The organism is Streptomyces sp. NRRL B-24572, assembly GCF_002156145.1.
Lineage (GTDB): Bacteria > Actinomycetota > Actinomycetes > Streptomycetales > Streptomycetaceae > Streptomyces > Streptomyces vietnamensis.
On sequence record NZ_MWIG01000438.1, the window covers coordinates 1 to 9,710 of the forward strand.

Below are 9,710 nucleotides of genomic sequence, written 5' to 3' on the forward strand. Positions count from 1 at the left end.
CGAGGACATCGACCCCGCCGGCAAGGTGGCGAACTTCGGCCTCGTCTCCGGCATATCCGCGATCTTCGCCACCGTCTTCAACCCGGTCGCGGGCGCCCTCTCGGACCGCTCGGGCCGCCGCAACCCGTGGATCCTCGCCGGCGGACTGCTCGCCCTCCCCGTGATGCTGCTCCTCGGCAGCGTCCACACGATCCTTCTGGTCACCATCGCCTGGTGTCTGGGCCAGGCCGTCATGAACATCTACCAGGCGGCCATCACCTCCGTGGTCCCCGACCGGGTCCCGCTCGCCGCGCGCGGCAAGGCCTCGGCCGCCGTCGGTCTCGGCCTCCCCATCGGCTCCACGATCGGCGCCCTCGTCGGCGCGGCCTTCTCCGAGCACTACCGCACCGGCTACCTCGTCTTCGGCGCGATCGTCGCCGCCACCGCCGTCCTGTTCACCACCTGCGCCCGTGAGGAGCGCATGCCCCCGAAGGCGCCGCTGCCGGTCAGGCAGCAGATCGCGGCCTTCGGCAGCGCCCTGAAGAACCACGACTTCCGCTGGGCCTTCATCGGCCGCGCCCTGCTCATCCTCGGCTACTTCGCGGTGAGCGGCTTCCAGCTGTACATCCTCAAGGACCACACCGACCTGCCCGCCGGCCTCGGCGCCGAGGAGGCCGTGGCGATCCTCATGCCGGTCAACTCGGTCGCCATGGTGGTCTCCACCGTCCTCGGCGGCTGGCTCTCGGACCGCTTCGACCGCCGCAAGCTCTTCGTCGGCGCCTCCGCCGTGCTGGCCGCCGTCGCGCTGCTCATCCCGGCCGTCTCGGCGAGCTGGACCGCGATGCTGGCCTTCTCCGTCGTCAACGGCCTCGGCTTCGGCTGCTACATGGCCGTCGACACCGCCCTGGTGACCATGGTGCTGCCCAAGGCCGAGGACGCGGCCCGGGACATGGGCGTCCTCAACGTCGCCAACGCGGGACCGCAGATCGTCGCCCCCTTCGTGGCCTCGCTCGTCGTGTCGGCGAGTGGCGGATACACGGCGCTCTTCCTGGTCGCGGCCGTACTGTCGGTACTCGGCGCGCTGGCCGTGCGCCCCATCCGCAACGTGCGCTGACCCCGGTCGGTGCCCGCCGCGGTCGATCCGTGACGTTCACCGGCCCGCGTCGGCGCACGCCGCAGCCCGTCCGCGGCCGTGCACCGACCCGCGTCGGCGCACGCCGAACACCGTCCACAGCGGGCGCCGGCCCCCGCCGGCGCCCGCCCAGTACCGCAGGAAAGGCGGCACCGTGCGCCTGCACACCACCACGTGGGGATCCGGCGACCGGACCGCCCTGCTCGTCCACGGCATCATGGCCGACCACCGCACCTGGCGCCGGGTCGGACCGGCGCTCGCGGAGCGCGGCTACCGGGTGATCGCCGTGGACCTGCGGGGGCACGGGGCGAGCGAGCGGGCCGCGGGCCCGGAGGCGTACCGCCCGGAGGACCACGCCGACGACCTCGTCGCATCCCTGCCCGCCGGCGCGGAGCTGGCGATCGGGCACTCGCTCGGCGGGCTCGTCCTCGCGCAGGCGGTGGAGCGCCTGGCCCCGGCCCGCGCGGTGTACTCCGACCCGGCCTGGCACCTGGCGGCCGGCCCCTGCGGCTACCGGGCCGAGCTCTTCGTCCGGGGCAAGAGGATGACCCGGGAACAGATCAGGGGGTTCAACCCGCACTGGCCGGACGAGGACGTCGACATCGAGATGGCGTCGGTACGGGACTGGGACGAGCGGAGCGCCCACGGCCTCACGCCCTTCGTGGGCGCCGACCTGTGGCCGCTCCGGCCCGTGGTGCCCTCGCTCGTGACCCTCGCCGATCCGAGCACACTGGTGCGGCCGGAGGACGCCCGGATGCTTGCGGGCCGCGGGTTCGAGCTCCGTAGGGTGAAGGGGGCGGGGCACACGATCCACCGGGACGACTTCGACGGGTTCATGTCCGCCCTGGACGGCTGGATCTGACGTACCGTTCAGGCATGGACGAAGCGTCGATGGACAGTGCGATGGTGGGACTGCTCGGCCGTGTGACCGGCACCGTCGGTCCCGGCCTCGTCGGCGAGGTGATCGTCCGGATCCGCGGCGGCGCCGAGCACTTCCTCGCGTATCCCGCCTCGCCGAAGGAGCGGATCGAGGTCGGGACGGTGGTGATGGTCATGGAACATCTCCCTCCGCGCACCGTCTATGTCACAGCCGCGTACGACAGTTGACCGAACCGTTGAGTGTGCGCCCGTCAGGGGCGCACACTCCCTTCACCGGATCCGCTCGGCTCCGGTGAAGGGGGACCTAGTCCAATGGGCATCGGCATTCTGGCGGGCGTCGTCGTCGGCGCGCTCGTCGTTCTGATCGGTGTGTTCAAACTGATGTGGCGCGTCGCGGAACCCAACGAGGCGCTCATCATCTCCGGTTCCAACCACAAGATGGAGGGCCTCGGCGACGGCATGGGGTTCCGCATCGTCACCGGTCGCGGGACCCTCGTGCTCCCCGGCGTCCAGGCGGTGCGGAAGCTGTCGCTGGACCTCAACGAGACGCAGCTGTCGGTGGAGTGCGTCACCCACCAGGGCATTCCGCTGAAGGTCCGCGGCGTGGTGATCTTCAAGGTCGGTGACGACTTCGTGTCGATCGCCAACGCGGCCCGCCGCTTCCTCGACCAGCAGAAGCTGATGAGCGAGCGGGTGCACATCGTCTTCGCCGGTCATCTCCGCGCCATCGTCGGCGGGTTGACGGTCGAGGACATGATCCGTGACCGGGAGAAGCTGACCGGGCAGGCCCGTTCGGCCTGTGGCACGGAGATGGAGAAGCTCGGCCTGATCGTCGACTCGCTGCAGATCCACGAGATCGAGGACCCGACCGGGTACATCAAGAACCTGGCCGCCCCGCACGCGGCCGCCGTCCAGCGGGACGCGCGGATCGCCCAGGCGGAGGCGAACCGGCGGGCGACCGAGGCCGAGCAGCAGGCCGCGGCGCGCATGTCGGAGGCGACCCGCGACAGCGAGATCCTCCAGGCGGGCTACCAGGCCGAGCGGGACCAGGCCTCCGCCCGGGCCCGGCAGGCCGGCCCGCTCGCCGACGCGGCCTCGCGCCAGGAGGTCGTCGTCCAGGAGACCCGGGTCGCCGAGCTGGAGGGCCTCCGCAAGGAGCAGCAGCTCCAGGCGGAGGTCCGCAAGCCGGCCGACGCCATGGCGTACGAGACCCGGACGCTGGCGGCGGCCGAGCGCGACGCCCGGATCTCGGCCGCCGAGGCCGAGGCGAAGGAGACGGAGCTCGCGAGCGCGGCCAAGGCGACGGCGACCCGGCTCACCGGTGAGGCCGAGGCGGCGGCGCAGCACGCCAAGGGCCTCGCGGTCGCCGAGGCCACGCGCGCGAAGGGCCTGGCGGAGGCCGAGGCGATCAAGGCGCGGGCGGCGGCGCTCGCGGAGAACCAGGAGGCCGTGGTCGCCCAGCAGCTGGCCGAGAAGTGGCCGGAGATCGTCTCCGCGGGCGCCTCCGCCTTCGGGAACGTCGACCAGATGGTGCTGCTCAACGGCGCCGACGGCATGGCGGACGTCTTCGCGAAGGCGCTGACCATGGGCGGGACGGGTCTGGGCCTGGCCCGGCAGCTCCTGGCCACGATGAGCCCGGCGGCGCAGGAGAAGCTGAGCGGGGCGGTTCTGCCGACGCCGCGGACCGAGGAGAGCGTGGAGATCCCGGTGGGCGACGGGCAGTGACCGCGTACGAAGGGCCCGGTGCCGTCCCGGCACCGGGCCCTTCCGTGCGTTCCGCTCGGCCTCAGTTGTGCCCGAACTTGCGTTCCTTGCGGTGGGACGCGTGCTCGACGAGGGACGTCGGTGCCACGTCTCTCGTGGGGGTCGGCGCGCTCTTCTCCTTCGCGGCCGCTTCGGTGCGGTGCTCATGGCCGCCGGTACGGGCTCCCCGGTTCGTCCGGGTCTGTTTCTTGCCCACGATCGTGCCTCCCGTGACGGGTGTCGGACGGTGGTCCGTATGCCCCCAGCCTGGCACGGGGGTGGAAGACCCGCACGTCAGAGCGGGTCGCGTACGGGGCCGGCCGGAAGGCCCTACCGTGACCCCATGACGACGTACCCCCGGTCCGCTCCCCACTCCACGACCGAGGCCGATCCGCACCTCATCGGCCCCGTCCGCACCTCCTACGCGCCGGACCGCGACGGCGCGCCCGACCCCGGGGAGATCGTCTGGACCTGGGTGCCCTTCGAGGAGAACGACGGCAGGGGCAAGGACCGGCCGGTGCTCGTGGTGGCACGGGAGGAGTCCGGCACCCTGCTCGCCGTCCAGCTGTCCAGCAAGCGCCACGACCACGACAAGGAGTGGGTGGCGATCGGGACGGGGTCCTGGGACAGCGAGCGGCGCGAGTCCTGGGTGGACCTGGACCGGGTGCTGCGGGTGCGCGAGTCGGGGATGCGGCGCGAGGCCTGCGCCCTGGACCGGCCTCGGTTCGACCGGGTGGTGGAGCGGCTCGTGGAGCGCTACGGCTGGTCCTGAACGCACCCCGTGCGGGGCCCGCGCCCGCGCTGGGCGGCGTCCCGCCGCCCTCCGTGTGGGCCCGCGCCCGCGCCGGGCGGGACGGATGGGCACGACGGGGCGGGCGCCACCCCGGCGGAACGCATGCCCACAACGGAGGTTTCCGGGGCTGCGGGGGAATCAGGACAAGCAGGTGCACAGGGGGCGCATGCGTGCCGTCCGAGGCGCTCTTGCACGCCGCCCCGTGGTGGCTTTAGGTGGAAGCAGCGGTTCACCCGAGGACCAGGAGGTGCACGGATGTCGCCCAGCGGCATACCGCGTGGCGGCCCCCCTCTCACCGAGGCGGAGGCGGAGGACCTGCTGCGATGTATCTGCTTCAAGACGGGTCCGCCCCGCACGGTGGGGGTGGAGCTGGAGTGGCTCGTGCACGAGCTGCGCGACCCCCGTCTTCCGGTGCGGCCGCCGAGGCTCGCGGCCGCGCTGGACACCGTACGGGCCCTGCCTCTGGTGTCGGCCCTCACGTTCGAACCAGGCGGGCAGCTGGAGCTCAGCTCGCGCCCGGCCGGCTCCCTCATGGAGTGCCTGGACTCGCTCGCCGCCGATCTGGACGCGGTGCGGGCGGCGCTCGGACCGCTCGGCCTGACCCTCAGCGGATACGGGGTGGACCCCTGGCACGCGCCGCGCGGCCGGGTGCTCCATGAGCCGCGGTACGACGCGATGGAGACCGTGCTCGACCGGACCGGGCCCGCCGGGCGGGCGATGATGTGCGATTCGGCCTCGGTGCAGATCTGCCTCGACGCCGGCTTCGAGGAGCCGGGTCCGCTCGGTTACCACCGGCGCTGGCAGCTCGCCCATCTGCTCGGCGCGGTCCTCGTGGCCGCTTTCGCCAACTCCCCCGTGCACGGCGGGCGCCGGACGGGGTGGCGCTCGACCCGGCAGGCGCTGTGGGCGGATCTGGACCCGCGGCGGGCGCTCGCGCCGTCGCCGGACGGGGAGCCGCGCGCGGAGTGGGCGGCGCACGTCCTGGACACCCCGGTGATGTGCGTACGGGCCGAGGAGGGGCCGTGGGCGGTGCCGGAGGGGCTGACGTTCCGGGAGTGGCTGCGGACGGGCCTCCCCCGGCCGGCCGACGTCGACGACCTGCGGTATCACATGACGACCCTGTTCCCGCCGGTGCGGCCGCGCGGGCACCTGGAGCTGCGGATGATGGACGCACAGCCCGGCGCGGACGGCTGGATGGTGCCGGTGGCGGTGACGACGGCCGTCTTCGACGATCCGGAGGCTGCGGAGAGCGTGTACCGGGCGGTGAAGCCCCTCGCGGAGCGGGCGGGCCAGGGTCCCGCGCCGCGCAATCCGCTGTGGCTGGCGGCGGCCCGTGACGGTCTCGCCGATGCCGAGCTGCACGCCGCCGCCCGCGCGGTCTTCTCCGCCGCGCTCGACGCGCTGCCCCGGATCGGGGCGAGCGAGGGGGTGCGGCGGGCGGTCGCCGCCTTCCACGAGCGGTACGTGATCCCCGGGAGCTGCCCGGCCGACAACCTCCAGGTGGTGACGTCATGAGCGGGGTCCCCGACGATCAGGAGTCCATGCGGCGGCGGGCCCTCGACGCCCTCACCACCGCGCGGGACCGCACCGCGCTCCTCACCTCCTGCGTGGAGGACGGCGAACTCACCGCGCAGCACTCGCCGTTGATGTCCCCGCTGGTCTGGGACCTGGCGCACGTCGGCAACCAGGAGGAGCAGTGGCTGTGGCGGGCCGTCGCGGGGCGCGAGGCGCTGCGGCCCGAGATCGACTCCCTGTACGACGCCTTCCAGCACCCGCGCGCCGCCCGCCCGTCGCTGCCGCTGCTCTCGCCCGGCGAGGCACGGGCCTATGCCGGCGACGTACGGACCCGGGTGCTCGACATCCTGGAGAACACCCCGCTGGAGGGGCGGCCGCTGCTCGACGCGGGCTTCGCCTTCGGGATGATCGCCCAGCACGAACAGCAGCACGACGAGACGATGCTGATCACCCATCAGCTGCGGAAGGGGCCGGCCGTCCTGACCGCTCCCCCGCCGCCGGCCCTGCGGTCGGGTCCGCTGCCCGCCGAAGTCCTCGTCCCCGGCGGTCCGTTCACCATGGGGACCTCGGACGAGCCCTGGGCCCTGGACAACGAACGGCCGGCGCACCACCGTGTCGTCCCCGCCTTCCACATCGACACCGTCCCCGTCACGAACGGCGCCTACCTCGCCTTCATGGCCGACGGCGGCTACACGGACCGCCGTTGGTGGCGGCCCGAGGGCTGGGCGCAGATCAGGGAGCACGACATCGCGGCCCCGCTGTTCTGGCGCCGGGACGGCGGGCAGTGGCTGCGCCGCCGGTTCGGGGTGACGGAGCCGGTGCCCGAGGAGGAGCCGGTCCTGCACGTCAGCTGGTACGAGGCGGACGCCTACGCCCGCTGGGCGGGGCGCCGGCTCCCGACCGAGGCGGAGTGGGAGAAGGCAGCCCGGCACGACCCGGCCACCGGGCGTTCCCGCCGCTACCCGTGGGGCGACGCCGATCCGGGTCCCGAGCACGCGAACCTCGGGCAGCGGCACCTGCGGCCCGCTGCGGCCGGCAGCTATCCGGCGGGCGCCTCGCCCCTCGGCGTACGGCAGCTGATCGGTGACGTGTGGGAGTGGACGGCGAGCGACTTCCTGCCGTACCCGGGGTTCACGGCCTTCCCGTACAAGGAGTACTCGGAGGTGTTCTTCGGTCCGGAGTACAAGGTGCTGCGGGGCGGTTCGTTCGCGGTGGACCCGGTGGCCTGCCGGGGCACCTTCCGCAACTGGGACCTGCCGGTGCGGCGCCAGATCTTCTCCGGCTTCCGGACGGCGCGCAGTGCGGAGCTCGACTGATGTGCCGTCATCTCGCTTACGTGGGCGGACCGGTGGCGCTCGGAGAGCTGCTGGTCCGGCCGCCGCACGCCCTCCTCCGCCAGTCCTGGGAGCCCCGTACGCAGGACAGCGGCGTGGTGAACGCCGACGGCTTCGGCGTGGGCTGGTACGCCGAGGGGGATCCGGTGCCGGCGCGCTACCGGCGGGCCGGCCCGATCTGGGGCGACCTGTCCTTCGCCGACCTCGCCCGGGTGGTGCGCGCCGGGGCGTTCCTCGGGGCGGTCCGGGGAGCCACGCTCCCCGGCGCCGACGGGGAGGCCGCGGCGGCGCCGTTCACCGCCGGGCCCTGGCTGTTCAGCCACAACGGCGCGGTCGGGGGCTGGCCGGACTCCCTCACCGCGCTCGCCGGGGCGTTGCCGGCCGGGGAGCTGCTGCGTCTGGAGGCGCGCAGCGACTCGGCGCTGCTCTGGGCGCTCGTGCTGCACCGGCTGCGGGCGGGGGACGCGCCGGGGGCGGCCCTCGCCGACACCGTCAGGGAGGTCGCGGCCGCGGCCCCCGGGTCCCGGCTGAACCTGCTGCTCACCGACGGCGACCTGATCGCCGCGACCGCCTGGCGGAACAGCCTCTGGTACCTGCCCGGCCCCGGCCGGGTGGCCGTGGCCTCCGAACCGTACGACGACGATCCGCGCTGGCGGGAGGTGCCCGAGCACACGCTCGTCACCGCCGACCGCGCCGACGTCACCCTCACCCCGCTCAAGGAGCCGTCCGCGTGAGCCCGTTCCAGCTGACCCGCACCCTCGCCGAGGACGCCGCCGGCGCCGATCTCCGCGCCGACGTCCTCCACGGTCTGACCCGCTCCCCCAAGGAGCTGCCGCCCAAGTGGTTCTACGACGCCCGGGGCAGCGAGCTCTTCGAGGAGATCACCCGGCTGCCCGAGTACTACCCCACGCGCGCGGAGCGGGAGATCCTGGCCGCTCGGGCGCCGGAGATCGCCGCCGCGACCGGGGCCCGGACGCTGGTGGAGCTGGGTTCCGGCTCATCCGAGAAGACCCGGTTCCTGATCGACGCGCTGCTGCCGGACCTGGCCGCGTACGTGCCCGTGGACGTGAGCGAGTCCGCGCTGGTCGGGGCGGCCGAGTCGCTGCTCGCGGACCGTCCGGACCTGTGGGTGCACGCGCTCGTCGCCGACTTCACGCGCGGGCTCGCGCTGCCGGGGACGCCGGGGCCGCGTCTGGTGGCCTTCCTCGGGGGCACGATCGGCAATCTGCTCCCCGCCGAGCGGCGGACCTTCCTGCGCTCGGTCCGTGCGATGCTCACGCCGGGAGACGCGCTGCTGCTCGGCACGGACCTGGTGAAGGACGAGGCGACGCTCGTGGCCGCCTACGACGACGCGGCCGGGGTGACGGCCGAGTTCAACAAGAACGTGCTGTCCGTGATCGACCGCGAGCTGGGCGCGGACGCCGATCCGGCCGCCTTCGACCACGTGGCCGTCTGGGATGCCGAGCGGGAGTGGATCGAGATGCGGCTGCGCGCCCGCCGCGCGCTGACCGTGAAGATCCCGGAGCTGGATCTCGTGGTGCCGTTCGCGGCGGGCGAGGAGATGCGGACGGAGGTGTCGGCGAAGTTCCGTCAGGCGGGTGTACGGGAGGAGCTGGCGGCGGCGGGCCTCGAACTGGCCCGCTGGTGGACGGACGGCGAGGGCAGGTTCGCGCTGTCCTTGGCGACGGCTCGCTGAGGGGCGCCCCGCCGGGAGACGGCCTGCTGGGCCGCGGCGGCCAGGGCCCGGCGGTCTGGATACCGAATACTGGATATCGGATCCATTATTCGAATATCGGCCACCATCCGCCGCGCGCTGACGACCCGCCACAAGGACGCGCCGAGCGGATCGTCCCCGACGTACGCGGCGGCTCCGGTGGGCCGGTAGTCGATCCGTACCGGCAGCACGGCGCACCCGGCGTCCAGGGCGGCCTGGAAAGCGGCCGGGCGGAAGCGCCCCCCGCCCCGTCCGCACCAGGTCGACCCCTCGGGGAAGACGACCACCCGGCCCCCGCCGGCGAGCACCCCGGACATCGCCCGCACGGCGCCGGGCAGGGCCCTGAGCCGGTCGCGGTCGATGAAGAGGGTGCCGCCGAGGGCGGCGAGCGTGCCGAGGACGGGCCAGCGGCGGACCTCCGCCTTGGCCACCATCCGGCCGGGCAGCACGGCCGCGACGAGGGGGATGTCCAGCCAGGAGACGTGGTTGGCGACGACGAGGAGCGGGCCGTCGAGCGCGGCGGCCGTCCCCTCGTACCGCACGCGCACGCCGAAGGCGCGGACCACCGCCCGCACCCAGCTCCGGGCGAGGGCGAGGCGGGCGGCCGCCGGGAGCAGCCCG

The 9,710-nt window shown here is 73.9% G+C and carries 11 protein-coding genes; 9 read left to right on the plus strand and 2 right to left on the minus strand.

Translation table 11 applies throughout. From position 1 onward, the window contains the following. The 4 genes from CCN56_RS25185 to CCN56_RS25200 all read left to right on the plus strand — a co-directional run. Positions 1 to 1,093 (plus strand): MFS transporter (locus tag CCN56_RS25185; protein WP_107484222.1); only part of this gene is annotated, 1,093 nt, incomplete at its 5' end. Positions 1,094 to 1,265: 172 nt separating this feature from the next. Then, complete coding sequence (locus CCN56_RS25190; protein ID WP_086830245.1) at positions 1,266 to 1,973, plus strand: alpha/beta fold hydrolase; 708 nt, start codon at positions 1,266 to 1,268, stop codon at positions 1,971 to 1,973. 14 nt (positions 1,974 to 1,987) lie between these two features. Next, complete coding sequence (locus CCN56_RS25195) at positions 1,988 to 2,218, plus strand: hypothetical protein (RefSeq protein ID WP_041132542.1); 231 nt, start codon at positions 1,988 to 1,990, stop codon at positions 2,216 to 2,218. 84 nt (positions 2,219 to 2,302) lie between these two features. Next, positions 2,303 to 3,715, plus strand: coding sequence for a flotillin family protein (locus CCN56_RS25200; protein WP_086830247.1), 1,413 nt, complete (start codon positions 2,303 to 2,305; stop codon positions 3,713 to 3,715). A gap of 61 nt (positions 3,716 to 3,776) precedes the next feature. Here CCN56_RS25200 and CCN56_RS43410 read toward each other — a convergent pair whose 3' ends face one another. After that, positions 3,777 to 3,950 carry a hypothetical protein gene (locus CCN56_RS43410; protein WP_167352222.1) on the minus strand — a complete coding sequence of 58 codons (174 nt, stop codon included), beginning with the start codon at positions 3,948 to 3,950 and terminating at the stop codon, positions 3,777 to 3,779. Positions 3,951 to 4,076: 126 nt separating this feature from the next. On the opposite strand from CCN56_RS43410, the gene CCN56_RS25205 reads away from it, so the two are divergent. The 5 genes from CCN56_RS25205 to egtD all read left to right on the plus strand — a co-directional run bounded on the left by CCN56_RS25205 (position 4,077) and on the right by egtD (position 9,071). Next, a complete protein-coding gene (locus CCN56_RS25205; protein WP_086830248.1) occupies positions 4,077 to 4,505 on the plus strand; it encodes a type II toxin-antitoxin system PemK/MazF family toxin in 429 nt (142 codons plus the stop codon). A gap of 276 nt (positions 4,506 to 4,781) precedes the next feature. Then, positions 4,782 to 6,041, plus strand: coding sequence for an ergothioneine biosynthesis glutamate--cysteine ligase EgtA (egtA, locus tag CCN56_RS25210; RefSeq protein WP_086830250.1), 1,260 nt, complete (start codon positions 4,782 to 4,784; stop codon positions 6,039 to 6,041). Continuing rightward, positions 6,038 to 7,357: an ergothioneine biosynthesis protein EgtB gene (gene egtB, locus CCN56_RS25215; RefSeq protein ID WP_086830251.1), complete on the plus strand. Its 1,320-nt coding sequence runs from the start codon at positions 6,038 to 6,040 to the stop codon at positions 7,355 to 7,357. Before egtA ends, egtB begins: the two co-directional genes overlap by 4 nt. Next, positions 7,357 to 8,109 (plus strand): ergothioneine biosynthesis protein EgtC, encoded by a 753-nt coding sequence (gene egtC, locus CCN56_RS25220; RefSeq protein WP_086830253.1) that lies wholly within the window; start codon positions 7,357 to 7,359, stop codon positions 8,107 to 8,109. Before egtB ends, egtC begins: the two co-directional genes overlap by 1 nt. Then, the gene (egtD, locus tag CCN56_RS25225) at positions 8,106 to 9,071 is read left to right on the plus strand and encodes an L-histidine N(alpha)-methyltransferase (RefSeq protein WP_086830255.1); all 966 of its coding nucleotides are present in this window, start codon (positions 8,106 to 8,108) and stop codon (positions 9,069 to 9,071) included. Before egtC ends, egtD begins: the two co-directional genes overlap by 4 nt. Here the strand turns inward: egtD and CCN56_RS25230 are convergent. Then, positions 8,966 to 9,710 (minus strand): lysophospholipid acyltransferase family protein (locus CCN56_RS25230; protein WP_107484223.1); only part of this gene is annotated, 745 nt, incomplete at its 5' end. The genes egtD and CCN56_RS25230 overlap by 106 nt on opposite strands.

Bases quoted from the DNA above. Each gene is read 5' to 3' on its own strand.
- egtB (WP_086830251.1), top strand. From the start codon at position 6,038: ATGAGCGGGGTCCCCGACGATCAGGAGTCCATGCGGCGGCGGGCCCTC.
- CCN56_RS25195 (WP_041132542.1), top strand. From the start codon at position 1,988: ATGGACGAAGCGTCGATGGACAGTGCGATGGTGGGACTGCTCGGCCGT.
- egtC (WP_086830253.1), top strand. From the start codon at position 7,357: ATGTGCCGTCATCTCGCTTACGTGGGCGGACCGGTGGCGCTCGGAGAG.
- CCN56_RS25200 (WP_086830247.1), top strand. From the start codon at position 2,303: ATGGGCATCGGCATTCTGGCGGGCGTCGTCGTCGGCGCGCTCGTCGTT.
- CCN56_RS25205 (WP_086830248.1), top strand. From the start codon at position 4,077: ATGACGACGTACCCCCGGTCCGCTCCCCACTCCACGACCGAGGCCGAT.
- egtA (WP_086830250.1), top strand. From the start codon at position 4,782: ATGTCGCCCAGCGGCATACCGCGTGGCGGCCCCCCTCTCACCGAGGCG.